The 25,011-nt window shown below is 65.6% G+C and carries 18 protein-coding genes and 2 rRNA genes; 17 read left to right on the top strand and 3 right to left on the bottom strand.

Annotated features, from left to right (window positions below; genetic code table 11):
- Positions 1-46 precede the first annotated feature (46 nt).
- The 3 genes from C6I20_RS08900 (at position 47) to pheT (ending at position 4,732) form a co-directional block, all read left to right on the top strand.
- Positions 47-1,087 carry an ATP-binding protein gene (locus C6I20_RS08900; RefSeq protein ID WP_118395635.1) on the top strand — a complete coding sequence of 347 codons (1,041 nt, stop codon included), beginning with the start codon at positions 47-49 and terminating at the stop codon, positions 1,085-1,087.
- 64 nt (positions 1,088-1,151) lie between these two features.
- Positions 1,152-2,255 carry a phenylalanine--tRNA ligase subunit alpha gene (gene pheS / locus C6I20_RS08895; RefSeq protein WP_118395634.1) on the top strand — a complete coding sequence of 368 codons (1,104 nt, stop codon included), beginning with the start codon at positions 1,152-1,154 and terminating at the stop codon, positions 2,253-2,255.
- Positions 2,255-4,732: a phenylalanine--tRNA ligase subunit beta gene (gene pheT, locus C6I20_RS08890; RefSeq protein ID WP_118395633.1), complete on the top strand. Its 2,478-nt coding sequence runs from the start codon at positions 2,255-2,257 to the stop codon at positions 4,730-4,732. The genes pheS and pheT overlap by 1 nt, the downstream gene beginning before the upstream one ends.
- Before the next feature lie 40 nt (positions 4,733-4,772).
- On the opposite strand, the gene C6I20_RS08885 is transcribed toward pheT, so the two are convergent.
- Together C6I20_RS08885 and C6I20_RS08880 are read right to left on the bottom strand one after the other, a co-directional pair.
- Positions 4,773-5,327, bottom strand: coding sequence for a LemA family protein (locus C6I20_RS08885; RefSeq protein WP_118395632.1), 555 nt, complete (start codon positions 5,325-5,327; stop codon positions 4,773-4,775).
- A 39-nt stretch (positions 5,328-5,366) separates the two neighbouring features.
- A complete protein-coding gene (locus tag C6I20_RS08880; protein ID WP_118395631.1) occupies positions 5,367-7,166 on the bottom strand; it encodes a DUF2207 domain-containing protein in 1,800 nt (599 codons plus the stop codon).
- Between the two features lie 95 nt (positions 7,167-7,261).
- Here C6I20_RS08880 and argG point away from each other — a divergent pair, with 95 nt between their 5' ends.
- From argG to C6I20_RS08830, 10 genes are all read left to right on the top strand, one after another.
- Entirely contained in the window at positions 7,262-8,680 is a 1,419-nt protein-coding gene (gene argG, locus C6I20_RS08875) for an argininosuccinate synthase (RefSeq protein ID WP_118395630.1), read from the top strand.
- A gap of 49 nt (positions 8,681-8,729) precedes the next feature.
- Complete coding sequence (gene argC, locus C6I20_RS08870; RefSeq protein WP_118395629.1) at positions 8,730-9,776, top strand: N-acetyl-gamma-glutamyl-phosphate reductase; 1,047 nt, start codon at positions 8,730-8,732, stop codon at positions 9,774-9,776.
- A complete protein-coding gene (argJ, locus tag C6I20_RS08865; RefSeq protein WP_118395628.1) occupies positions 9,773-10,924 on the top strand; it encodes a bifunctional glutamate N-acetyltransferase/amino-acid acetyltransferase ArgJ in 1,152 nt (383 codons plus the stop codon). Before argC ends, argJ begins: the two co-directional genes overlap by 4 nt.
- 8 nt (positions 10,925-10,932) lie before the next feature.
- Positions 10,933-11,895 carry an acetylglutamate kinase gene (gene argB / locus C6I20_RS08860; RefSeq protein WP_371682630.1) on the top strand — a complete coding sequence of 321 codons (963 nt, stop codon included), beginning with the start codon at positions 10,933-10,935 and terminating at the stop codon, positions 11,893-11,895.
- Positions 11,892-13,055, top strand: a complete 1,164-nt coding sequence (locus tag C6I20_RS08855) for an acetylornithine transaminase (protein WP_118395626.1) — start codon at positions 11,892-11,894, stop codon at positions 13,053-13,055. The genes argB and C6I20_RS08855 overlap by 4 nt, the downstream gene beginning before the upstream one ends.
- On the top strand, positions 13,052-13,990 hold the full coding sequence (gene argF, locus C6I20_RS08850; protein WP_118395625.1) for an ornithine carbamoyltransferase: 939 nt from the start codon (positions 13,052-13,054) through the stop codon (positions 13,988-13,990). The genes C6I20_RS08855 and argF overlap by 4 nt, the downstream gene beginning before the upstream one ends.
- A complete protein-coding gene (locus C6I20_RS08845; protein ID WP_118395624.1) occupies positions 13,987-14,505 on the top strand; it encodes an arginine repressor in 519 nt (172 codons plus the stop codon). Before argF ends, C6I20_RS08845 begins: the two co-directional genes overlap by 4 nt.
- A complete protein-coding gene (argH, locus tag C6I20_RS08840; RefSeq protein ID WP_118395623.1) occupies positions 14,502-15,914 on the top strand; it encodes an argininosuccinate lyase in 1,413 nt (470 codons plus the stop codon). The genes C6I20_RS08845 and argH overlap by 4 nt, the downstream gene beginning before the upstream one ends.
- A 65-nt stretch (positions 15,915-15,979) precedes the next feature.
- Positions 15,980-16,591 (top strand): DNA-3-methyladenine glycosylase, encoded by a 612-nt coding sequence (locus tag C6I20_RS08835; RefSeq protein ID WP_118395622.1) that lies wholly within the window; start codon positions 15,980-15,982, stop codon positions 16,589-16,591.
- Positions 16,592-16,635: 44 nt separating this feature from the next.
- Positions 16,636-16,995, top strand: a complete 360-nt coding sequence (locus C6I20_RS08830) for a zinc ribbon domain-containing protein YjdM (RefSeq protein ID WP_118395621.1) — start codon at positions 16,636-16,638, stop codon at positions 16,993-16,995.
- A 118-nt stretch (positions 16,996-17,113) separates the two neighbouring features.
- On the opposite strand, the gene C6I20_RS08825 is transcribed toward C6I20_RS08830, so the two are convergent.
- Entirely contained in the window at positions 17,114-17,764 is a 651-nt protein-coding gene (locus C6I20_RS08825) for a DsbA family protein (RefSeq protein WP_118398762.1), read from the bottom strand.
- 74 nt (positions 17,765-17,838) lie between these two features.
- Here C6I20_RS08825 and C6I20_RS08820 point away from each other — a divergent pair, with 74 nt between their 5' ends.
- From C6I20_RS08820 to C6I20_RS08805, 4 genes are all read left to right on the top strand, one after another.
- The gene (locus C6I20_RS08820; protein WP_118395620.1) at positions 17,839-18,225 is read left to right on the top strand and encodes a universal stress protein; all 387 of its coding nucleotides are present in this window, start codon (positions 17,839-17,841) and stop codon (positions 18,223-18,225) included.
- A gap of 56 nt (positions 18,226-18,281) precedes the next feature.
- Positions 18,282-19,541 (top strand): tyrosine--tRNA ligase, encoded by a 1,260-nt coding sequence (gene tyrS, locus C6I20_RS08815; RefSeq protein WP_118395619.1) that lies wholly within the window; start codon positions 18,282-18,284, stop codon positions 19,539-19,541.
- 501 nt (positions 19,542-20,042) lie between these two features.
- A 16S ribosomal RNA gene (locus tag C6I20_RS08810) occupies positions 20,043-21,555 on the top strand.
- Positions 21,556-21,906: 351 nt separating this feature from the next.
- Positions 21,907-24,999: ribosomal RNA gene (locus C6I20_RS08805) — 23S ribosomal RNA — on the top strand.
- The 16S and 23S rRNA genes sit together here, the layout of an rRNA operon.
- The last annotated feature ends 12 nt before the right edge of the window (positions 25,000-25,011 follow it).

Genomic DNA, 25,011 nt, shown 5'->3' with positions numbered 1-25,011 from the left:
GGCCAGGGGTCGTCCGAGCGGCCCAGACGTACTAGGTTCAGGACCCATGGATCTCGACGACTTCCCCGATGGCGTGATCATCGCCGGTGCTGACGGGACCGTCGAGTACGTCAACGAGCGGATCCGGGTCATGGCGCGCGCCGAGGGCGACGAGATGCTCGGCATGCACCTCAACAAGGCCGTGCCGTTCGACGATCTCAACGGCAACTCGTGGTACGACAGCACCCGCCCCTACGAAGGCATCGCGACCCGGACCCGCATCTCCGAGCAGGCCTGGTGGTCGCCCAAGGGCAGCGAGTACCTCATCACCGCCGCTCTGGTCCGTGACCGCCCGGCCGGCCCCGTACGCCGCGTGGTGGTCAGCGTCCGCAACGCCCGCGTGCGCAACCAGCGCGACCGCGAGCGGTCGGACCTGGTGGCGACCGTGGCGCACGAGCTGCGTTCTCCACTGACCGGCATCAAGGGATTCACCTCGACCCTGCTGACCAAGTGGGACAAGTTCTCCGACGAGCAGCGCCAGCTCATGCTCGAGACCGTCGACTCCGATGCCGACCGACTGAGCCGGCTCATCACCGAGCTGCTGGACGCGGCCCGCATCGACGCCGGCCGACTGACGTTGAGGCGCGGGCCGGTCAAGCTCGACGAGGTCGTCCGGCAGGTCCTCACCAACGTGTCGGGCGGATCGTCCGAGCCGTTCGAGATCAGCATCGGCGACGATCTGGACCTCATCTGGGGTGACAGCGACCGGATCACCCAGGTCGTGACGAACCTGGTCGAGAACGCGCTGCGCCATGGCTTCGGGCTCCGTGAGGTCGTCGTGCAGAACGCCCGGCGGCCCGAGCGCCAGGGCGGGGTGTCGCTGGAGATTCACGACCACGGTCCTGGCATCCCCGAGGAGATGCGGCAGCGGGTGTTCAGCCGGTTCTGGCGCTCTGGACCGGGTGCGGGCAGCGGCCTGGGCATGTACATCGTGCGCGGCATCGTGGAGGAGCACGGCGGCAGCATCGACATCCACGACGCCGTGGGTGGTGGGGCGCAGATCCGGGTCTGGTTCCCGATCAACGAGCCCGACTCGATGACCGACTGATTCGGCTCAGCCGGGACCGATAAACTCGGCTCAACATCCCACCCGAGCTCTCCGGAAGGTCCGCATGTCCGCGCCCAACTCCTCGTACGACCCAGTGGAGGTCACTCCCTTGCGCGCCGACGAGGTCGAACGCATGCGGGACGAGGCCCTGGCCGCTATCGCCGCCGCAGATACGCTCGAGAGCCTCAAGCAGGCGCGCCTCGACCATGTCGGGGACCGGTCGCCGTTGGCGCTGGCCAACCGTGAGATCGGTGCACTGCCCCCGCAGGCACGCAAAGAGGCCGGACAGCGCGTCGGTCAGGCCCGCGGGGCCATCAACCAGGCCCTCGCTGCCAGGACCAGCCAGGTCGAGGCCGACGAGCAGGAGCGGGCGCTCGTCACCGAGACGGTCGACGTGACCCTTCCGTGGGACGTCGATCCGGTCGGTGCGAGGCACCCCGTGACGATGATCCAGGAGCATGTGGGCGACATCTTCGTCGCGATGGGCTGGGAGGTCGCCGAGGGGCCTGAGGTCGAGGCCGAGTGGCTCAACTTCGACGCGCTCAACCTGGGCCCGGACCATCCCGCCCGGACGATGCAGGACACCTTTTGGGTCACTCCGGAGCGGGCTGCGATGGTGCTGCGGACGCACACATCCCCGGTCCAGGCCCGCACGATGCTGACCCGTGAGCCCCCGATCTACGTCGTGTGTCCTGGACGGGTCTATCGCACCGACGAGCTCGACGCGACGCACTCGCCGGTCTTTCACCAGGTCGAGGGACTGGCGATCGACGAGGGTCTGTCGATGGCGCACCTCAAAGGCACTCTCGACCACTTCGCCCGGGCAATCTACGGAGACGGCATGACGACGCGATTCCGCCCCTCCTACTTCCCGTTCACCGAGCCCAGCGCCGAGATGGACCTGCTGTGCTACGTGTGCCACAACGAGCCCGAAACCGTCGCGGAGTGCCGCACCTGCAAGGGCGAGGGCTGGGTCGAGTGGGGCGGCTGCGGGGTGGTCAACCCGCGGGTCCTGATCGCCTGCGGTGTCGACCCCGACCGCTACTCCGGATTCGCCTTCGGCATCGGTCTGGACCGCACCATCACGTCCCGCTACGACATCGCCGACCTGCGCGACCTCTACGACGGCGACATCCGCTTCACCCAGCCGTTCGGAGTTGAGCTCTGATGCGCGTACCCGTCGAATGGCTGCGCGAGATCGTGGCCCTCCCTGACTCGATCACGACCGAGCAGCTCGCTGCCCGGCTGACCCAGTTCGACCTCAAGCTCGAGGAGATCATCGGCGACGCCGTCACGGGTCCCTTGGTCGCGGGTCGGGTGGTGTCGCTGGACAAGGAGCCGCAGAAGAACGGCAAGACGATCAACTGGTGCCGCGTCGACGTTGGCACTGAGCACAACGACGAGGACGGCGGCCGCGGAATCGTGTGCGGTGCGCACAACTTCGTCGAGGGCGACCTGGTGGTCGTCTCGTTGCCGGGTGCCGTGCTGCCCGGTGGATTTGCGATCGCCGCACGCAAGACCTACGGCCACGTGTCCGACGGAATGATCTGCTCGGGTGCCGAGCTCGGCGTGCCGGGCGACGCCGACGGCATCATCGTGCTGGATCCTGGCTCGGCGCAGCCCGGCGACGATGCGATCGAGCTGCTCGGCCTGGGTGCCGAGGTGCTGGACCTCGAGGTCAACCCGGACCGTGGCTATGCGCTGTCGTTGCGTGGCGTCGGGCGGGACACGGCCCTGGCCTACGGGCTGGAGTTTGCCGATCCGGCCGACATCCAGGTGCCGAGCAGCGGTGGCGGCTACCCGATCCGGGTCGACGATTCCGAGGCGTGCCCCGTGTTCGCGGCCCGCGCCGTCACGGGCTTCGACCCGACGCTACCCACCCCACGTTGGATGGCCCAGCGCATCGAGCAGGCCGGCATGCGGTCGATCTCGCTGGCCGTCGACGTCACCAACTACGTCATGCTCGAGCTCGGGCACCCCATCCACGGCTACGACCGGGCCAGGCTGCAGGGGACGATAGTCGTGCGGAGAGCCACGGACGGCGAGAAGCTGACCACGCTCGACGGCGTCGTCCGCTCGCTGTCCGCCGCCGACACCGTGATCGTCGACGATCGCGGACCGATCGGCCTCGCCGGAGTCATGGGCGGCGAGGAGACCGAGCTCTCGGAATCGACGACCGACATCCTGATCGAGGCGGCGCACTGGAAGGCGCCCATGATTGCCCGCACGGCCCGGCTCCACAAGCTGCCGTCTGAGGCGTCCAAGCGCTACGAACGGGGTGTGGATCCTGCGCTGCCCGCCCGTGCGACGCAACGCGTGGCCGAGCTGCTCGTCGAGCACGGTGGAGGCGTGATCGAAGACGGACTGACCGTCATCGGCGCTGCGACCGGTCGTGCCGCCGTAGAGATGACGATCGACCTGCCGACCCGCGTGTCTGGGGTCGACATCGACGCTGCCGCCGTGGTGGAAGCCCTCGAGGGCAATGGGTGTGAGGTCGCGCTCGATCACGAGTCGCTCGCGGTGACGCCGCCGAGCTGGCGCTTCGACATCAACGACCCCAACGACCTCGTCGAGGAGGTCCTTCGCGTCGTGGGCTACGACCAGGTGCCGTCGATCCTTCCGGTCGCACCGGCGGGTCGGGGCCTGACGGTCGCCCAGAAGCTGCGGCGCAGAGCGGGCACGGTGCTGGCCGGCGAGGGTCTGATCGAGGTCCTGACGTTCCCGTTCGCGGGCACGGCCGACTTCGACCGTCTCGGCCTCCCGGCCGACGACGCCAGACGCCGTCAGGTGCTCTTGGAGAATCCCCTGTCCGCCGAGGAGCCGGGCATGACCACGACGCTGCTGACCGGGCTGCTCCGAAGCCTGGTCCTCAACATCGGGCGCGGCCACGCCGATGTGCACCTCGTCGAGAGCGGGCGGGTCTTCCTGCCCCGCGCTGATGGTGTCGAGGCGCCGATCTACGGGGTCGATCGTCGGCCGACGATCGAGGAGATCGCCGCCCTCGAGGCGGCTCTGCCGGATCAGCCGCACCACGTGGGCCTGGTCATGAGCGGCGAGTGGGTCCGATCGGGCTGGGCAGGCCCGGGCCGATCTGCGACGTGGGGCGACGCGATCGCGGTCGTCCAGCGACTTGCCGACGTCCTGCACGTCAAGATCGAGATCCAGCCGGCGCAGACCATGCCCTGGCATCCCGGTCGCTGTGCTGCTGTCGTCCTGGGTGGCCGCATCATCGGTCACGCTGGCGAGCTGCACCCGCAGGTGCTCAAGGCGTACGGGCTTCCCGCCCGTGTCGTCGCGGCGGAGGTCGACCTCGACGCGCTGATCGATGCGTCACCTGAGGTGGGTCCACGCCCGGAGTTCTCCGCCTTCCCGGTCGCCAAGGAAGATCTGGCCCTGACCATCGACGAGGCTGTGTCGGCCGCGGCAGTGCACGACACGCTGGCCGGCGCGAGCCCGCTGATCGAGTCGGTGCGGTTGTTCGACGTGTACGTCGGCGACCAGGTCCCCGCTGGCAAGAAGTCGCTCGCGTTCGCGCTGCGTCTGCGCGCTCCGGACCGTACCCTGACCGACGACGAGATCAGGACGGCCCGTGAGGCAGCCGTGGCAGCAGTGGGCACCCGGCACGACGCCACGCTCCGCGCCTGAAACCCGTCGACGGGAGACCTGGTCTCCCGTCGACGGCGGGTCAGAAGGTGACGGTGGGCGGGGTCTGCTGACCCTCCGGCGCGGCATAGAACTCACGCGCGTGGACGCCGGCGATGCCGCTGAAGAACATCCAGGGGATGGTCTTGACCAGCGAGTTCAGGGTCGACACCGCGTCGTTGTAGAACTGGCGGGCAAACGAGATCTTGTTCTCGGTGTCGGACAGCTCGACCTGCAGTGCCTGGAAGTTGGCGGACGCCTTGAGGTCGGGATACGCCTCGGCGACGGCGAGGACGTCGATGATCGCCTTGTCGAGCACAGCCTCGGCGGCCGCCTTCTCGCCCACCGTGCCGCCCTTGGCTGCCTTGGCGGCACCAGCCCGTGCCTCGGTCACTGCCTCGAAGACGCCCTTCTCGTGCTCGGCGTACCCCTTCACGGTGTTGACCAGGTTGGGGATCAGGTCGGCGCGGCGAGTCAGCTGGACGTCGATGCCGCCCAGTGCCTCCTGCGCGCCGATGTCGACGCGGCGCAGGCGGTTGAACGCGTAGATCGTGAACAGAGCGACCGCGGCCAGGACGGCCAGGATGATCCAGAGCATGAGTTCTCCTCGTTGGGACGGTTGTGGGGTGTTGCGGGACTACCAGGAACCACCGCCACCGCCACCGCCGCCGCCCCCTCCTCCGCCGCCACCTGACGATGACGAAGCCTGGGTGGCGGAGTAGGCGCTGATCGATGACGCCAGCGAAGATTCAAATCCGGAGAATGCGTCGGTGTGAGCCAATCCGTGGCCCGATGCGGCGGAACCGCCCGCGCCGCCGTACCAGAGCGGTACGGGTGCAGCCGAGCCGGTCGCGATCTCGTACTTCCTGGCCCACCGGTCGGCGCAGTCAAACACGACGGCGTACGGGATGAAGGCCGTGTAGAGGTCGCGCTTGCCGCTGAAGTCGAACCGGTCCTCGGCGGAGTCCGTGGAGAGCAGGCGTTCGAAGCCACCCGCGCGTGACCACAGGTCACGACCCAATGTCGTGCGACGCGTGCCGACGCCGGCGCTGAGCAGGCCGATGCCGCCGATCACGAAGGCCCCGAGGGGCAGGACGTACATCGACCCCGGGAGCTGGAGGAAGACCGCGGCGACGCCGAACAGGATCGCCGTCCCGATGACGGCCAGGCGTGCGAGGGTCTCCGAGCTGGCCCGGCGTTGCGCCCCGACCCCTTCGGCCCACGCACTGGCCCGCGCCGTCAGTCCGGCTCGGAGAGTTTGCAGCGTCTGCCCGGAAGCGACTGACTTGGGGCTCGACGTGAAGGCCGCGCCGGGCTGGGTCACCCCGAGCGACTCGCCCACGAAGCGCGTGACGTCATCGGCCCGGGCCCACGCGTCGGCGTCGCCGACTCCCGTGATGGTCCACGACCTGCCGCCGTTGTCCGTCAGGGTCGTGAGGCCTTGCTCGGCCTGATGGAGCAACGTCGCCACGAGTCCGCGGCTGGGGACCGACTCGTTGATGATGTACGCCGTCTGCACCGGTCCGAGGCCCGGTGGCGGCTCGTACATCACGGGATAGCCCGGCTTCGCCTCGCGTGACCTGCGATCGAGCTGGTAGCCGAGGAGCAGCGCACCGAGAGAGATCACGAGGATCACGCCGATGATGGGCGCGCTGCTACCCAGCGCGGGGTCCGCGCCGATCGACCATGGCACGGTCACCCGGTCCGGGGTCTTGATCGGCAGGCCGATCCGCACCGTGACGGGGGTGCGGGGCGCCAGGTGGCCGGTCTCCACCGTGACCTGATCGGTTCCTTCGCCGGCGATGTCGCAGGCGCCGTTGCCGTTGAATCCCGACGTGCACTGGACCGTGCCGGACTCGACCGGCAGGTTGATCGTGACGCTCGACCGATCGATGTCCATCTGCCAGCCCTGTGCCACGACGTTCCAGTAGAACGCCGAGCCGGTGGAGTCGTCGTCGGTCCAGCTCGATGAGGTGGACGAGCCCTGCCCGACGCTGCTGGGCGCGATCGCGCCATCGATCTGGTAGACGATCGTGTAGACGTGTGTGCCGGCGGAGACGAACGAGTCCGGGTCGCCGATCTTGGCCACCCGGAAGTGCCGTCCCATCTGCCACTCGAGTTCGTACGGGACGCTGCGACCGTCCAGCTCGACCTTGATGTTCCGCGGGCGGAGCCGGACGTGCTCGTCGGTCGGGTCGGCGAGGTCCCAGAAGCGGAAGATGCCGTGCCGCCCGATCGGGAACTGGGTAGTGATCTCCTCCTTGGCGACCAGGTCGCCGTTGCCCAGCAGCGTGTAGGTCGCGGAGTAGTCCGTGATGCGGACCGGGTCGGGGCCGGTCGTGGTAGCGGTCGGTGGCACCAGTGCCAGGACGGCGGGAACCAACAGGACCCCTGCGGCCACGAGCAGTGCCACGACGCGCAGGCCGATCCGTTTCATGGCTGCATCCTAGGGGTGTCCAACAGCCCGAAGATCCACTATCGGGTCAGAGCCCCGCGTGCAAGAAATTGCAGTGGTGTGCAAGAATGAGAGACATGTCCAAAGTTCTCACCAGCCTGCCCTCCGGCGAACGCGTCGGCATCGCCTTTTCCGGCGGCCTCGACACCTCTGTCGCTGTCGCGTGGATGCGCGACAAGGGCGCCGTCCCCTGCACCTACACCGCCGACATCGGCCAGTACGACGAGCCGGACATCGCGTCGGTGCCGAGTCGCGCCGTGGAGTACGGCGCCGAGATCGCCCGGCTGATCGACTGCCGCGCCGCGCTCGTCGAGGAGGGGCTCGCCGCGGTGACCTGCGGCGCCTTCCATATCCGCTCGGGCGGACGCGCCTACTTCAACACAACTCCGCTGGGTCGCGCCGTGACCGGCACCCTGCTGGTCCGCGCGATGCTCGAGGACGATGTGCAGATCTGGGGTGACGGATCGACCTTCAAGGGCAACGACATCGAGCGGTTCTACCGCTACGGTCTGCTGGCCAACCCGCACCTGCGGATCTACAAGCCGTGGCTCGACGCCGACTTCGTGCACGAGCTGGGTGGCCGCACCGAGATGAGCGAGTGGCTCGTCGCCCACAAGCTGCCGTACCGCGACAGCGCCGAGAAGGCGTACTCGACCGACGCCAACATCTGGGGCGCGACGCACGAGGCGAAGACCCTCGAGCACCTCGACACGAGCCTGGAGTCCGTCGAGCCGATCATGGGCGTCAAGTTCTGGGATCCCGAGGTCGAGATCGCGACCGAGGACGTCACGATCGCCTTCGAGCGGGGTTGGCCGATCTCGATCAACGGTCGCTCGTTCGGCTCTGACGTGTCGCTGGTCCACGAGGCCAACACGATCGGCGGACGCCACGGACTGGGCATGTCCGACCAGATCGAGAACCGCATCATCGAGGCCAAGAGCCGGGGCATCTACGAGGCGCCGGGACTAGCCCTGCTGCACATCGCGTACGAACGACTCGTCAACGCGATCCACAACGAGGACACCCTCGCGAGCTATCACCACGACGGACGTCGCCTCGGCCGGCTGATGTACGAAGGACGTTGGCTGGACCCGCAGGCCCTGATGATCCGCGAGTCGCTGCAGCGTTGGGTCGGCTCGGCGGTCACCGGCTCGGTCACGCTGCGGCTGCGCCGTGGCGAGGACTACTCGATCCTCGACACGCAGGGCACAGGCTTCAGCTACCACCCCGACAAGCTGTCGATGGAGCGGACGGTCGACTCGGCCTTCGGCCCCGGCGACAGGATCGGCCAGTTGACGATGCGCAACCTCGACATCGCCGACTCGCGCGCCAAGCTCGAGCAGTACGCAGCACTGGGCATGATCGGCGCCTCGCACACCGAGCTGATCGGTGCCATGGAGGCCGGAGGGGCCGAGGCGATCGCGTCTCGTGGCGCATCGCCGGACGAGGAGGAGCAGGCACTCGACCTCGCCGCGATGGAGTTCGGCACCGACTGATCCCGGACCGGGGCAGACCCACACACCACAACTCTGCAAAGGTGGAGAGATGACCAAGATCACCGCAGCCGTGGCCGGCGCGAGCGGATACGCCGGTGGCGAGGTGCTTCGCCTGTTGCTGTCCCACCCCGACATCGAGATCGGGGCGCTCACCGCGAACTCGAGCGCGGGGACGGCGCTCGGCGCGCATCATCCCCACCTCCTGCCGCTCGCCGACCGAATCCTGCAGCCCACGACCAACGAGACCCTCGCAGGACACGACGTCGTGTTCCTGGGCCTCCCGCACGGCCAGTCCGGTGCCGTCGCGGCCGAGCTTGGCGACGATGTCCTCGTGATTGACTGCGGAGCCGACTTCCGACTGACGTCCGCGGCGGACTGGACCGAGTTCTACGGGGGCGAGCACGCCGGCACCTGGCCGTACGGACTTCCCGAGCTCATGGTTGGTCCCGGACAGCAGCGCGACGTCCTCCGGGGTGTCAAGCGCATCGCCGTGCCGGGCTGCAACGTCACGGCCATCACGCTGGGCATCCAGCCGGCTGTCGCCGCCGGTCTGGTCGAGTCGACCGACCTCGTGGCGGTGCTGGCGAACGGCTTCTCCGGTGCGGGCAAGGCGGCGAAGACACACCTGATGGCCGCCGAGGGCCTCGGTGCGGCTTCGGCGTATGGCGTCGGCGGCACGCACCGCCACGTCCCGGAGATCATGCAGAACCTGCAGGCGGCCGGTGCGGATGAGGTCTCGATCTCGTTCACCCCGACCCTCGTGCCGATGGCGCGCGGCATCCTCGCCACGACGACCGCACGGATCGTCGACGGCGTCGATCTCGCCGCGGTGCGCGCCGTCTACGACACGGTGTACGCCGACGAGCCCTTCATCCACATGCTTCCCGAGGGGCAGTGGCCGACGACGGCCGCGACGCTCGGCGCGAACTCCGCGCAGATCCAGCTCGCAATCGATGCCCGGGCCAAGCGGTTGGTCGTGGTCTCCGCGATCGACAACCTGGTCAAGGGCACGGCCGGCGGAGCGATCCAGTCCATGAACCTCGCCCTGGGGCTCGACGAGACCACGGGGCTCTCCACGATCGGAACTGCACCATGAGCGTGACAGCAGCCCAGGGATTCACCGCCGGCGGCGTTGCAGCCGGCCTCAAGGGCACCGGAGCCCCCGATGTCGCCGTGGTCGTCAACACCGGACCGTTGTCGACTGCCGCCGCAGTCTTCACGAGCAACCGGTGCAAGGCCAACCCCGTGCTCTGGAGCGAGCAGGCGATCAAGACCGGCTCGGCCGTTGCCGTGGCGATCAACTCTGGTGGCGCCAACTGCTACACCGGCGCCGAAGGATTCACCACGACCCACCAGACGGCCGAGACAGTCGCGACAGCCCTGGGTGCAGGCGCGATCGACGTCCAGGTCTGCTCGACCGGACTGATCGGCCTGCTCAACGATCGCGAGGCACTGCTCTCCGGCGTGCGTTCGGCACTGGACGCCCCCAGTGCCGACGGCGGACACGCCGCAGCGACGGCGATCATGACAACCGACTCGGTGTCCAAGGAGGCCGTGACCCAGGGTGACGGCTGGACCGTCGGCGGCATGGCCAAGGGTGCAGGAATGCTCGCCCCGGCCCTCGCGACGATGCTCGTGGTGATCACGACCGATGCCGATGTGGACGCGGCCACGGCCGACGCCGCGCTGCGTGCAGCGACGGCGCAGACCTTCGACCGGCTGGACTCCGACGGTTGCCAGTCCACCAACGACACGGTCCTGCTGATGGCTAGCGGCGCCTCCGGCACCAGCCCCGACGCCCAGGCTTTCACCGACGCGGTGACGACGGTCTGCCGTGACCTCGCGATGCAGCTGCTGGCCGATGCCGAGGGTGCCGAGCACGAGATCGCGATCGAGGTCCTCAACGCGGCAAGCGTCGACGACGCCCTCGAGGTCGGACGTTCCGTGGCGCGCAGCAACTTGTTCAAGTGTGCGATCTTCGGCAAGGACCCCAACTGGGGACGAATCTTGGCCTCGGTCGGCACGACGCAGGCGGCATTCGACCCCGCCGACCTGGACGTGGCCCTCAACGGGGTCTGGGTCTGCCGCCAGAGCGGCCCGGGGGAGTCGGCCGACGGCATAGACCTCTCGGATCGGGCCGTCTCGGTCACGATCGACCTCAAGTCAGGCCCGGCGACGGGCACCATCTGGACCAACGACCTGACCCAGGCCTACGTCCACGAGAACTCGGCGTACTCCTCATGACAGAAGACGTGACCAGCCCCGAAGAGTGGCATCCCGCTGACTGGAAGAAGGCGACCGACAAGGCCGCCACGCTCGCCCAGGCCCTGCCGTGGCTGAAGAAGTACCACGGCAAGGTCGTCGTGGTGAAGTACGGCGGCAACGCCATGACCGACGAGACGCTCAAGCACGCCTTTGCGGAGGACATCGTCTTCCTTCGGATGGCCGGCTTCAAGCCCGTCGTCGTGCACGGCGGCGGCCCCCAGATCAGTGCGATGCTCGACAAGCTCAACATCCAGTCGGAGTTCCGGGGTGGCTTGCGAGTCACGACGCCCGAGACCATGGACGTCGTCCGGATGGTGTTGACCGGTCAGGTCGGCCGCGAGCTCGTCGGCCTGCTCAACCAGCACGGCGAGCTGGCCGTGGGCCTGTCCGGCGAGGACGGTGGACTGTTCACCGCCCAGAAGACCATGCCGATCATCGACGGCGTCCAGACCGACATCGGTCTCGTCGGCGAGGTCGTGGGCGTACGCCCGGAGGCTGTCCGTGACCTGATCGACGCCGGCCGCATCCCGGTCGTCTCGACGGTTGCGCCCGACGCCTCCGGCCAGGTCCACAACGTCAACGCCGACACCGCAGCAGCCGCGCTCGCGGTCGCGCTGGGAGCCGAGAAGCTCCTGGTCCTGACCGATGTGGAGGGCCTCTACGCCGACTGGCCCAACAGCTCGGACGTGATCGGCGAGATCAGCCCCGAGTCGCTCGCGGAGATCATCCCGAACCTGTCGACCGGGATGATCCCCAAGATGACGGCCTGCCTCAAGGCCGTCCAGGAGGGCGTCAAGCGGGCCACCGTGATCGACGGCCGTGAGCCGCACGCGGTGCTCCTGGAGATCTTCACCGATGAGGGCGTCGGCACCCAGGTCGTGCCGGGCGTCGAGACGCGCATCCGCACCGCGCTCTATGCCACGAGCGTCGACAAGAAGGACAAGTCATGACCGCCTGGACCTCACGCTACGAGGGGGCCGTCATGAACACCTTCGGCACGCCGTCGCGGCTGCTGGTCAAGGGTCAGGGCGTCTACGTGTGGGACGACGAGGGCACCAAGTACCTCGACCTGCTGTCGGGCATCGCGGTCAATGCGCTGGGGCACGCCCATCCCGCGATCATCGAGGCCGTCACGACCCAGCTGTCGACCATCGGCCACACTTCCAACTTCTTCGCGACCGAGCCGCAGATCAAGCTGGCCGAGAAGCTCATCGAGCTGGTCGGCCACGACGCTCGGGTGTTCTTCGCCAACTCCGGTGCCGAGGCCAACGAAGCAGCGTTCAAGGCCACGCGCCGTACCGGTCGCACCAGGATCGTCGCCGCTGAGGGCTCGTTCCACGGCCGCACGATGGGGGCGCTGGCCCTGACCTCCAAGGAGGCCTACCGCGCACCGTTCGAGCCGCTGCCGGGTGACGTCAGCTGGGTTCCGTACGGCGACGTCGCAGCACTCGAGGCTGCCGTCGACGACACCGTCGCAGCGATCCTGCTCGAGCCGATCCAGGGCGAGGCCGGCGTCATCGTGCCGCCGGACGGCTACCTGCAGGCCGCGCGGGACATCGCGACCAAGCACGGAGCGCTGCTGTGGCTCGACGAGGTGCAGACCGGCATGGGCCGGACCGGCGCCTGGTTCGCTCACACCGAGTCCGGAGTCGTGCCGGACCTCATGACACTTGCCAAGGGTCTGGGCGGTGGTATCCCGATCGGCGCCTGCATCGCGATCGGTGATGCGGCGACCCTGCTGCAGCCCGGCAACCACGGCACGACGTTCGGCGGCAACGCCGTCGCGGCGGCGGCGGCTCTTGCGGTCATCGCCACGATCGAGTCCGAGGACCTGCTGGAGCACGTGACGACGATCGGTGAGCAGATCCGTCGCGGACTGGCCGATCACCCGCTTGTCGCCGGCACCACCGGCCGGGGGCTTCTGCTCGGCATCGTCCTGCGTCAGCCCGTGGCCGCCGAGGCTCAGAAGGCCGCCCTCGCGGCGGGCCTGATCCTGAACAACCCGACGCCCGACCGGCTCCGACTGGCGCCCCCGCTGATCCTGAGCGAGGAAGAGGCCGCGGAGGCCGTGACTGCACTGCGGGGCGTCTTGGACGAGGTCGGGGCATGACGACCAGGCACTTCCTGCGCGATGACGACCTCAGCCCGGCAGAGCAGGCCGAGGTGCTGGCCCTCGCGGCCGAGATCAAGGCCGATCCCTACGGGCGCAAGCCGCTGGCCGGCCCACAGACCGTCGCGGTGATCTTCGACAAGGCCTCGACCCGTACCCGGGTGTCGTTCGCCGTCGGCATCGCCGACCTGGGCGGCAACCCGCTGATCCTCGACACCGCGGCGACCCAGGGAGCGCGCGGCGAGTCCGTCCCGGACACCGCGCGGGTCCTGGGTCGCATGACCAGCGCGATCGTCTGGCGGACGTACGCCCAGGCCGGGCTGGAGCAGATGGCGACGCATGCCGGTGTCCCGGTCGTCAACGCCCTGAGCGACGACTTCCACCCGTGCCAGATCCTCGCGGACTGGCAGACCGTGATCGAGCACAAGGGTCGTCTCGCGGGCCTGACGGTTGCCTATCTCGGCGACGGGGCCAACAACATGGGCCACTCCTACCTGCTCGGCGGAGCCACGGCCGGGATGCACGTTCGCATCGGGGCGCCGGTCGGCTACCAGCCCGACCCGGCGATCGTCGCCGACGCGGAGAGAATCGCGGGGGAGACCGGAGGGTCGATCGCGATCACCGCCGACCCCGTCGAGGCACTCGACGGCGCGGACATCGTCATCACCGACACCTGGATCTCAATGGGCCAGGAGAGCGAGAAGGAGCAGCGGCTCGCGCTGTTCGGTGACTTCTCGATCACGACGAAGGCGCTCACGGCAGCCGCGCCGGATGCCATCGTGCTGCACTGCCTGCCGGCCCACCGGGGACTGGAGATCTCCTCGGAGGTCCTTGACGGCCCGCAGAGCGTCGTCTGGGACGAAGCCGAGAACCGCCTGCATGCGCAGAAGGCCCTGCTGGTCTGGCTGTTGGCCAAGGCCGGGGAGCCGGCGTGACCATCCCGGCCACCAAGGCAGCGCGCCAGCAGCTCATCGTCGAGCTGCTCGGCCGTCAGCTCGTCCGCTCGCAGGGCGACCTGGCCGATCTGCTCGACTCGCACGGGGTCAATGCGACGCCGTCGACGATCTCGCGCGACCTGGTCGACCTCGACGCGGTCCGCGTCCGGCACCCTGACGGAGGGCTGGTCTATGCCGTCCCGGCCGAGGGCGGCGACCGCACCCCCCGACCGGCTGAGGACAGCGCCTCGGCGCAGGCCCGGCTGGCCCGCATCGTCCGCGAGCTGCTGGTGACGGCCGAGGCCTCGGCCAACCTGGTCGTGCTGCGCACACCACCGGGTGCTGCGCAGTACCTCGCCTCATCCATCGACCATGCAGCTCAGCACGACCTGCTCGGCACGATCGCCGGCGATGACACCGTCATGCTGATCTGCCGCGACCCGCTCGGCGGCGAGAACCTCGCCCAACGGTTCGCGACCCTTGCCGCATCGACTCCCAAGGAGCCCACGACATGACTGTCCCCGAGACGTCTTCTTCCCACACCGGACTCTGGGGCGGCCGATTCGCGTCGGGTCCGTCGCCCGAGCTGGTCGAGCTGTCCCGCTCGACCCACTTCGACTGGCGGCTCGCTCCGTACGACCTGGCTGGCTCCCGTGCCCACGCGGGCGTGCTGCAGGCTGCCGGCCTGCTGAGCCGCGATGACCTGACCGCCCTGATCTCCGGCATCGACGCCCTCGCGGCCGACGTGGAGTCCGGCGAGTTCGTCGCGCAGCCTGACGACGAGGACGTCCACTCGGCCCTCGAGCGCGGGCTGCTCGAGCGCCTCGGACCCGACTTGGGTGGGCGACTGCGTGCCGGCCGCTCCCGCAATGACCAGGTCGCGACGCTGTTCAAGATGTACCTGCGCGACCACGGCAGGATCGTCGCCGGACTCGTGACCCAGCTGGTCGAGGTGCTCGCCGCACAGGCCGAGCAGCACCTGGGTGTAGCGATGCCCGGCCGTACGCACCTGCAGCATGCGCAGCCCGTGCTCCTGTCGCACCACCTGCTGGCGCACGCCTGGCCACTGGTGCGTGACCTGGACCGGCTCGCGGACTGGGATGCCCGGGTCGCAGCGGACTCGCCCTACGGCTCGGGCGCGCTCGCAGGCTCCTCGCTGGGCCTGGACCCCGAGCGGGTTGCCACCGAACTCGGGTTCATCGGCTCGACGCCGAACTCGATCGACGGCACCGCCTCGCGCGACTTCGTGGCCGAGTTCGCCTTCGTGACCGCCCAGATCGGCATCGATGTCTCCCGGCTGGCCGAGGAGATCATCATCTGGAACACCAAGGAGTTCGACTTCGTGACGCTGCACGACGGCTACTCCACCGGGTCGAGCATCATGCCGCAGAAGAAGAATCCCGACATCGCCGAGCTGGCCCGCGGCAAGGCCGGTCGTCTGATCGGCAACCTGACGGGTCTGCTCGCGACGCTCAAGGCGCTTCCGCTGGCGTACAACCGGGACCTCCAGGAGGACAAGGAGCCGGTGTTCGACTCGATCGACACGCTCGAGGTCCTGCTGCCCGCATTCGCCGGCATGATGGCAACCGTCACGTTCAACACCGAGCGGATGGAGTCGCTGGCGCCGCAGGGCTTTGCGCTGGCCACCGACATCGCCGAGTGGCTCGTCCGCCAGGGCGTGCCGTTCCGCGATGCCCACGAGCTGTCGGGTGCGTGCGTCCAGGCGTGCGAGCAGCGCGGCATCGAGCTCTGGGACCTCAGCGACGAGGACTTCTCGGCCATCTCACCGGCCCTGACTCCCGCCGTACGCGAGGTGCTCACGGTCGAGGGCTCGCTGTCGTCACGAGACTCCCGTGGCGGCACTGCGCTCGCGCGGGTGGCCGAGCAGCTCGTCGAGCTGCGCACGCGGCTCGCTGCGGACTGACGCCTGAGAGCCGGGGCGTCTGCTGCCTCGAGCTCGGCTGACTCCCACGACCTAGGCTTGCCGGCATGAGCACCCCGGACACGACCGGCCCGACCGTGGACCTGCTCGCCCGGGGTCTCCTGGGTCGCGTCCTGCACGGGCACGGAGTAGCCGTGCGCATCACCGAGGTCGAGGCGTACGGCGGCATCCACGACCCGGCCTCTCACGCCTTCACCCGGACTGCGCGCTCGGAGATCATGTACGGCGACCCATGGAGGCTGTACGTCTACCGGTCGTACGGCATCCACCTGTGTGCCAACGTCGTGACGGGGCCCACCGAGACCGCCTCTGCAGTCCTGGTCCGAGCGGGCGAGGTCGTGCACGGGGTCGAGTGCGCGCGGCAGCGGCGGCCCGCGGTCAAGGACGTAGGGCTGGCCCGCGGCCCGGGCAACCTGGCTCGCGCCCTCGGGCTCACCCTCGACGACCTGGGGACGGACCTGCTCGTCGACGAGGGAGTTCGGCTGGGTCCCACCGCTGAGACGGTGGCCCTGAGCGCGGGGCCGCGAGTGGGGGTGTCCCGGGCCGCTGACGTGCCGTGGCGATTCTGGATCACGGGCGACCCGACGGTGTCGGCCTACCGGCGCAGTCCTCGCGCCCCAAGTGCGTCGCCTGAGCGGGGCCGGTCAACCGAGGAGTAGTTTGGGTGCCGCCGCAAGTTCGCGCACCTACCCGAAAGTGACCGATGCCTGACGCCCTACCGCTCTGCCCGAACTGTTCCAGCGATCTGGCCTACGAGATGGGCGCGCTCCTCGTGTGCCCGATGTGTGCGCACGAGTGGTCGCCGAGCGAGGCGGCTGCCGACGCCGAGGCCGAGCAGGATGCTGCGGTCATCAAGGACGCGTTCGGGACCCCGCTCACCGATGGTGACACCGTGAGCATCATCAAGGACCTCAAGGTCAAGGGCAGCCCCACATCGATCAAGGTCGGCACGAAGGTGCGAAACATCCGACTCGTTGATGGTGTGGGCGACCACGACATCGACTGCAAGGTCGACGGTTTCGGCCAGATGCAACTGAAGTCGAGCGTCGTCAAAAAGGCCTGAGCACGCTGCTCAGAACAGACTCAGTTGCTCGAGCCATCCTCGACGTCGGCGGCAGGCACGTCGCAGACGCCGTTCTGACAACTCGGTCCGTCGTCGCCCACGATCTCCAACGGCCCGGTCATACGGCGGCCGCTGCCTTGCGGAGCACCTCGACGAAAGCGGCCGGCTCCTGCGCGCCCGATACACCGAACTTCCCGTCGATGACGAAGAACGGCACGCCGGCGATGCCATAGTCGTACGCCTGATCGCGATCGGCCTCGACCGCCGGGAGGAACTCTCCGGACTTCAGCGCCTCGAGAGCTTCGGCGCGGTCCAGGCCGATCTCGGCGGCGAGGTCGGCCAGGTCGTCGATGCGGCCGACGTGCCGGCCCTCCTCGAAGTACGCCGCAAGCAGGCGCTCCTTCATGTCGAGCTGGCGTCCCTTGGCCTTGGCGTGGTGCAGCAGCTCGTGGGCCTTGACGGTGTTGGTGTGCTGCAGCGCGTCGAAGTCGTACGCCAAGCCCTCTGCACTCGCGAGCTCGGTCATCTGGCCGAGCATCGTGGTGACCTGCTCGGCCGGCATGCCCTTGTGACGCACCAGAAAGTCGACCTCGGTGCCGTTGAAGTCGACCGGTGTGTCCGGCGCGAGCTCGAAGGAGTGGTACTCGACCTCGACCTGTCCGCCGGTCTCGGCGAACTGTGCCGCTGCGGCCTCGAAGCGCCGCTTGCCCACGAAGCACCAGGGGCAGGCGATGTCGGACCAGATGTCTACTTTCACAGTCGGTTTCACGACGTGTTCAACGTCATCACGCACTAGTCGTATTCCATTTCCCACCGGCAGGAGAACGGCGGTAGGCTTTTGTCATGACAATTGCCGTTGCTTATCGTCCCGACGAGTTCGGGCGCGCCGCCCTCGACTGGGCCGCCGCAGAGGCGCGCACCAAGGGCGAGTCGCTGCTCATCATCAACGTCCACCGGGTCGAACCGCGGTTGGACCCCGGCCATGCCCGGGGGCGGCACATCCAGGCGATCACGGAGTCGCTCGCCATCGACAAGGTTCCGTTCGAGGTCCGCCAGGTCGAGGGCGAGAACGTCTCCGGGACGGTCCTGTTCGAGGCCGAGCAGGCTTCGGCTTCGCTCGTCGTCATCGGCGTACGGCCGCGCAGCCCGGTCGGCAAGATCCTGATGGGCAGCGTCGCGCAGCAGATCCTGCTCGACGCGACGGTGCCGGTCGTCGCGGTCAAGCCCTGACGGACGCGGGGGCCGCGCTAAAGTCGCGGTGAATCCCCGACCCGAAGGACTGGCCTGTGACCCACGTACTGGACGACCTCGACGCGCGAGGACTCATCGCGCACTCGACGGACCGTGACGCGCTGCGCGCGGAGCTGTCAGCGGGGCCGATCACCTACTACGTGGGGTTCGATCCGACCGCACCGAGCCTGCACATCGGCAACCTGCTGCAGATCCTCACCGCCAGGCGACTCCAGCTGGCCGGGCACCGGCCGCTGATGCTGGTCGGAGGATCGACAGGCATGGTCGGTGACCCCAAGGAAGCCGGCGAGCGGATCATGAATACCAAGGAGACCGTGGGGGAGTGGGTCGAGAGGATCCGCGCTCAGGTGTCCCGATTCGTCGAGTTCGGCGGTGACAACGGTGCGACCGTGGTCAACAACCTGGACTGGACCGCCGGCCTCAGCACGATCGACTTCCTGCGTGACATCGGCAAGCACTTCCCGGTCAACCGCATGCTGGCGCGCGACGTCGTCAGCAGCCGGCTCGAGTCAGGCATCAGCTACACCGAGTTCAGCTACGTCCTGCTGCAGTCGATGGACTACCTCGAGCTGCACCGCAGGCACGGATGTGTCCTGCAGACCGGCGGCAGCGACCAATGGGGCAACATCACCGCTGGTGTGGAGCTCGTCCGGCGTGCGGACGGCGCCAAGGTGCATGCGCTCGCGACGCCCCTCATCACCAAGGCCGATGGCACCAAGTTCGGCAAGACCGAGTCCGGCACGGTGTGGCTGGACCCGGACCTCACGAGCCCGTACGCCTTCTACCAGTCATGGATCCAGGCCGAGGACTCCAAGGTCGTCGAGTACCTCCGCCAGTTCACGTTCCTCGGGCTCGAGGAGATAGCCCAGATCGAGGCCGAGCACATCGAGAAGCCGGGCGCGCGGGGCGCACAGCGGCGTCTGGCAGCCGAGATGACGACGATCGTCCACGGAGTCGAGGAGGCCGGTGCGGCCGAGCTCGCGTCGCGTGCCCTGTTCGGGCGGGCCGACCTGGCCGATCTGCCTGAGCAGACCCTGGCCGCCGCTCTGAGAGAAGCCGGCGCGGTCGACCTTTCCGCGTCCGACCGTCCGACGATCGTCGACGCCCTGGTCGCGTCCGGACTCGCTGACAGCAAGTCGGCTGCCCGTCGGGCTGTCGCTGAGGGGGGCGCGTACCTCAACAACGAACGGGTTTCCGACCCAGATCTCGAGCTGACCAGCGAGCTGCTTCTCTACAACACGTGGGCTGTCATCCGCAAAGGCAAACGGTCGATCTCGGGCGTCGCGATCCGCTGAACCCCGTCATTTCAGGGGCCCCGGCGAATGTGGCGTGGGCCACAGCCGAGCGATTTGACGAGCGGGGAAACGTGCCCGTAATGTTCTTCTTGTTGGACAGCGCAGCGGGATGACAGGCCGAAAGGCAAGTTGTTTCCAGCTTCCAGCCGGCTCAACCGAAACGATCAACGGCACGGCGTCTTTACAGGCTCCCGGAGACGGATCGCTGACAGACAGAGCTGACATGGTGACCGACCCGGGTTTGACCGGTGAAAACGAACCGTGTAAGTTAGACGAGTTGCCCCGAGGCTGTGACCGTTTGGTTGTGGCTAGGTGTGCGTCTGATCCTTGAGAACTCAACAGTGTGCCAAAAGTCGACGAGATTAATTAGTAGTACCCCGTCGAGATTGATCGGTGAGCCTTCGGGTTTGCTGTGATGGTCGATGGATTAATTCGGACAATTTATTTGTCAGCAAATAGTTTGTCAGAGTCGAACTGAAGTTTGACAGCGCTTTAGCTGTTTCAACGGAGAGTTTGATCCTGGCTCAGGACGAACGCTGGCGGCGTGCTTAACACATGCAAGTCGAGCGGTAAGGCTCCTTCGGGAGTACACGAGCGGCGAACGGGTGAGTAACACGTGAGCAATCTGCCCTTCTCTTTGGAATAACCATTGGAAACGATGGCTAATGCCGAATATGACTTCGGACCGCATGGTCTGGAGTGGAAAGCTCCGGCGGAGAAGGATGAGCTCGCGGCCTATCAGCTTGTTGGTGAGGTAATGGCTCACCAAGGCATTGACGGGTAGCCGGCCTGAGAGGGTGACCGGCCACACTGGGACTGAGACACGGCCCAGACTCCTACGGGAGGCAGCAGTGGGGAATATTGGACAATGGGCGAAAGCCTGATCCAGCAACGCCGCGTGAGGGATGACGGCCTTCGGGTTGTAAACCTCTTTCAGCAGGGACGAAGCGAAAGTGACGGTACCTGCAGAAGAAGGACCGGCCAACTACGTGCCAGCAGCCGCGGTAATACGTAGGGTCCGAGCGTTGTCCGGAATTATTGGGCGTAAAGGGCTCGTAGGCGGTTTGTCGCGTCGGGAGTGAAAACTCAGGGCTCAACCCTGAGCGTGCTTCCGATACGGGCAGACTAGAGGTATGCAGGGGAGAACGGAATTCCTGGTGTAGCGGTGGAATGCGCAGATATCAGGAGGAACACCGGTGGCGAAGGCGGTTCTCTGGGCATTACCTGACGCTGAGGAGCGAAAGCATGGGGCGAACAGGATTAGATACCCTGGTAGTCCATGCCGTAAACGTTGGGCGCTAGGTGTGGGGACCTTCCACGGTCTCCGTGCCGCAGCTAACGCATTAAGCGCCCCGCCTGGGGAGTACGGCCGCAAGGCTAAAACTCAAAGGAATTGACGGGGCCCGCACAAGCGGCGGAGCATGCTGATTAATTCGATGCAACGCGAAGAACCTTACCTGGGTTTGACATATGCCGGAAAGCCGTAGAGATACGGCCCCCCTTGTGGTCGGTTTACAGGTGGTGCATGGCTGTCGTCAGCTCGTGTCGTGAGATGTTGGGTTAAGTCCCGCAACGAGCGCAACCCTCGTTCTATGTTGCCAGCACGTAATGGTGGGGACTCATAGGAGACTGCCGGGGTCAACTCGGAGGAAGGTGGGGATGACGTCAAGTCTTCATGCCCCTTATGTCCAGGGCTTCAAGCATGCTACAATGGCCGGTACAAAGGGCTGCGAAACCGCAAGGTGGAGCGAATCCCAAAAAGCCGGTCTCAGTTCGGATTGGGGTCTGCAACTCGACCCATGAAGTCGGAGTCGCTAGTAATCGCAGATCAGCAACGCTGCGGTGAATACGTTCCCGGGCCTTGTACACACCGCCCGTCACGTCATGAAAGTCGGCAACACCCGAAGCCAGTGGCCCAACCGTTTACGGAGGGAGCTGTCGAAGGGGGCTGGCGATTGGGACGAAGTCGTAACAAGGTAGCCGTACCGGAAGGTGCGGCTGGATCACCTCCTTTCTAAGGAGCATCTGGCAGTCGCCCATCGTGGTGGCTGTCCATGAGGCGTTTATCAACCGAATGTGTTGATGCGCTTCAGCTCACTAGTGGATCGTCGATTATTTGGCTTGGTGACAGCCAGCAGCGTCAGTACTGCTCTTCGGAGCGTGGAAAGTCGTTGGGAAGTAGTCATCAGATCAGGCACACTGTTGGGTCCTGAGGGATCAGCTCGGAAGAGTTGGTTTCTCGGACCGCATATACCACGAACCACCAGGTTCGACCCGTGAGGGCGTTTCTGGTAGGCGTGGAATTTTATGCGGGACCGAACGTATTTTGAGAACTTCACAGTGGACGCGAGCATCTTTGTAGTAACAACAAGCTACTAAGTGCACATGGTGGATGCCTTGGCATCGAGAGCCGATGAAGGACGTTGGAGTCTGCGAAAAGCCCCGGGAAGGTGACAACCGACCTGTGATCCGGGGGTGTCCGAATGGGGAAACCCACCTGGAGTAAAGTCCAGGTACCTCTGTCTGAACACATAGGGCAGCAGGAGGGAACGTGGGGAAGTGAAACATCTCAGTACCCACAGGAAGAGAAAACAAAAGTGATTCCGGTAGTAGTGGCGAGCGAAACCGGATCAGGCTAAACCTCAGTGATGTGATAGCCGGCAGGCGTTGTCACTGGGTGTTGTGGACCACATGGTCTGTTCTGCCGATCAGACAAAGAGTCATAAACCATGAGTGAAGTGAAAGCCGACTGGAAAGTCGCGGCATAGAGGGTGATACCCCCGTACACGTAAGCTCATGGCTCTTTTGTGTCATCCCAAGTAACACCGAACCCCTGAAATTCGGTGTGAATCTAGCGGGACCACCCGTTAAGCCTAAATACTCCTCGATGACCGATAGCGGACTAGTACCGTGAGGGAAAGGTGAAAAGTACCCCGGGAGGGGAGTGAAATAGTACCTGAAACCATGTGCATACAATCCGTTGGAGCTCTTCACTTGTGAAGGGTGACAGCGTGCCTTTTGAAGAATGAGCCTGCGAGTTAGCGTTCTGTAGCGAGGTTAAGGCGTCGAGCCGTAGCCGTAGCGAAAGCGAGTCCGAATAGGGCGACCATAGTTGCAGGATCTAGACCCGAAGCGGAGTGATCTATCCATGGGCAGGTTGAAGCGCGGGTAAGACCGCGTGGAGGACCGAACCCACCTAGGTTAAAAACTGGGGGATGACCTGTGGATAGGGGTGAAAGGCCAATCAAACTCCGTGATAGCTGGTTCTCCCCGAAATGCATTTAGGTGCAGCGTTGCGTGTTTCTTGCCGGAGGTAGAGCACTGGATGGACTAGGGGCCTACAAGCTTACCGAATTCAGCCAAACTCCGAATGCCGGTAAGTGAGAGCGCAGCAGTGAGACAGTGGGGGATAAGCTCCATTGTCGAGAGGGAAACAGCCCAGACCATCAGCTAAGGTCCCAAAGCGATAACTAAGTGGAAAAGGATGTGGAGTCGCAGTGACAACCAGGAGGTTGGCTTAGAAGCAGCCACCTTTAAAGAGTGCGTAATAGCTCACTGGTCAAGTAATTCCGCGCCGACAATTTAGCGGGGCTCAAGTTATCCACCGAAGCTATGGGATTTATGCAATAGCCAGGCCTTCGTGGTCCAGGCGCATGGATCGGTAGGGGAGCGTCGTGTGGCCAGCGAAGCGGCGGAGTGATCCAGCCGTGGAGGCTACACGAGTGAGAATGCAGGCATGAGTAGCGAATGAGGAGTGAGAAACTCCTCCACCGAATGACCAAGGGTTCCAGGGTCAAGCTAATCTTCCCTGGGTAAGTCGGGACCTAAGGCGAGGCCGACAGGCGTAGTCGATGGACAACGGGCTGATATTCCCGTACCGGCATTAGATCGCCCATGCAGAACCCAGAAATGCTAAGTGCCCAAAACTGGCGGGACTCTTCGGAGCGAAGCCGGCGCTGCGCACGACCCGATCTGGTAGTAAGCAAGCAATGGTGTGACGCAGGAAGGTAGCTCATCCCGGGCGATGGTAGTCCCGGGCCAAGGACGTAGGGCGAATGATAGGCAAATCCGTCATTCACATGCCTGAGATCTGATGGGGAGACGTTTTAGTCGAAGTGAGTGATCCTATGCTGCCGAGAAAAGCATCTAGCGAGATCTAGAGCCGCCCGTACCCCAAACCGACTCAGGTGGTCAGGTAGAGAATACTAAGGTGATCGAGTGAACCATGGTTAAGGAACTCGGCAAAATGCCCCCGTAACTTCGGGAGAAGGGGGCCGGATGCGTTATCGGACTTGCTCCGAGAAGCGTTGAAGGCCGCAGAGACCAGGCCCAAGCGACTGTTTACTAAAAACACAGGTCCGTGCTAAGTCGAAAGACGCCGTATACGGACTGACTCCTGCCCGGTGCTGGAAGGTTAAGGGGACGTGTCAGCGCAAGCGAAGCACAGAACTTAAGCCCAGTAAACGGCGGTGGTAACTATAACCATCCTAAGGTAGCGAAATTCCTTGTCGGGTAAGTTCCGACCTGCACGAATGGAGTAACGACTTGGGCGCTGTCTCAACCATGGACTCGGCGAAATTGCACTACGAGTAAAGATGCTCGTTACGCGCGGCAGGACGGAAAGACCCCGGGACCTTTACTATAGTTTGGTATTGGTGTTTGGTTCAGTTTGTGTAGGATAGGTGGGAGACTGTGAAGCTTGGACGCCAGTTCAGGTGGAGTCAACGTTGAAATACCACTCTGGCTGTACTAGATATCTAACCTAGGTCCATTATCTGGATCAGGGACAGTGCCTGATGGGTAGTTTAACTGGGGCGGTTGCCTCCTAAAATGTAACGGAGGCGCTCAAAGGTTCCCTCAGCCTGGTTGGCAATCAGGTTTCGAGTGTAAGTGCACAAGGGAGCTTGACTGTGAGAGTGACAGCTCGAGCAGGGACGAAAGTCGGAACTAGTGATCCGGCGCTGGCAAGTGGAAGCGGCGTCGCTCAACGGATAAAAGGTACCCCGGGATAACAGGCTGATCTTCCCCAAGAGTCCATATCGACGGGATGGTTTGGCACCTCGATGTCGGCTCGTCGCATCCTGGGCCGTAGCAGGTCCCAAGGGTTGGGCTGTTCGCCCATTAAAGCGGCACGCGAGCTGGGTTTAGAACGTCGTGAGACAGTTCGGTCCCTATCCGCCGCGCGCGTAGGAAACTTGAGAAAATCTGTCCCTAGTACGAGAGGACCGGGATGGACGAACCTCTGGTGTGCCAGTTGTTCCGCCAGGAGCACTGCTGGTTAGCTACGTTCGGAAGCGATAACCGCTGAAAGCATCTAAGCGGGAAGCGTGTTTCAAGATGAGGTTTCCCACTGGTTTACCAGGTAAGGCCCCAGCAGACCACTGGGTTGATAGGCCGGAGGTGGAAGCACAGCAATGTGTGGAGCCGACCGGTACTAATAGGCCGAGGGCTTGTTTCTTACAAAGATGTA

Source organism: Aeromicrobium sp. A1-2, assembly GCF_003443875.1.
Taxonomy (GTDB): Bacteria; Actinomycetota; Actinomycetes; order Propionibacteriales; family Nocardioidaceae; genus Aeromicrobium.
The sequence above is the reverse complement of the archived record's forward strand: the minus strand, read 5'-3'. Positions and strand labels throughout refer to the sequence as shown.

What these genes read in the sequence shown, in the direction of transcription:
- C6I20_RS08835 (WP_118395622.1), top strand. Translation starts at nt 15,980, where the DNA reads ATGAGCACCCCGGACACGACCGGCCCGACCGTGGACCTGCTCGCCCGG.
- C6I20_RS08900 (WP_118395635.1), top strand. Translation starts at nt 47, where the DNA reads ATGGATCTCGACGACTTCCCCGATGGCGTGATCATCGCCGGTGCTGAC.
- C6I20_RS08855 (WP_118395626.1), top strand. Translation starts at nt 11,892, where the DNA reads ATGACCGCCTGGACCTCACGCTACGAGGGGGCCGTCATGAACACCTTC.
- pheT (WP_118395633.1), top strand. Translation starts at nt 2,255, where the DNA reads ATGCGCGTACCCGTCGAATGGCTGCGCGAGATCGTGGCCCTCCCTGAC.
- argC (WP_118395629.1), top strand. Translation starts at nt 8,730, where the DNA reads ATGACCAAGATCACCGCAGCCGTGGCCGGCGCGAGCGGATACGCCGGT.
- argG (WP_118395630.1), top strand. Translation starts at nt 7,262, where the DNA reads ATGTCCAAAGTTCTCACCAGCCTGCCCTCCGGCGAACGCGTCGGCATC.
- pheS (WP_118395634.1), top strand. Translation starts at nt 1,152, where the DNA reads ATGTCCGCGCCCAACTCCTCGTACGACCCAGTGGAGGTCACTCCCTTG.
- argF (WP_118395625.1), top strand. Translation starts at nt 13,052, where the DNA reads ATGACGACCAGGCACTTCCTGCGCGATGACGACCTCAGCCCGGCAGAG.
- C6I20_RS08820 (WP_118395620.1), top strand. Translation starts at nt 17,839, where the DNA reads ATGACAATTGCCGTTGCTTATCGTCCCGACGAGTTCGGGCGCGCCGCC.
- argH (WP_118395623.1), top strand. Translation starts at nt 14,502, where the DNA reads ATGACTGTCCCCGAGACGTCTTCTTCCCACACCGGACTCTGGGGCGGC.
- C6I20_RS08880 (WP_118395631.1), bottom strand. Translation starts at nt 7,166, where the DNA reads ATGAAACGGATCGGCCTGCGCGTCGTGGCACTGCTCGTGGCCGCAGGG.
- C6I20_RS08830 (WP_118395621.1), top strand. Translation starts at nt 16,636, where the DNA reads ATGCCTGACGCCCTACCGCTCTGCCCGAACTGTTCCAGCGATCTGGCC.
- argJ (WP_118395628.1), top strand. Translation starts at nt 9,773, where the DNA reads ATGAGCGTGACAGCAGCCCAGGGATTCACCGCCGGCGGCGTTGCAGCC.
- C6I20_RS08885 (WP_118395632.1), bottom strand. Translation starts at nt 5,327, where the DNA reads ATGCTCTGGATCATCCTGGCCGTCCTGGCCGCGGTCGCTCTGTTCACG.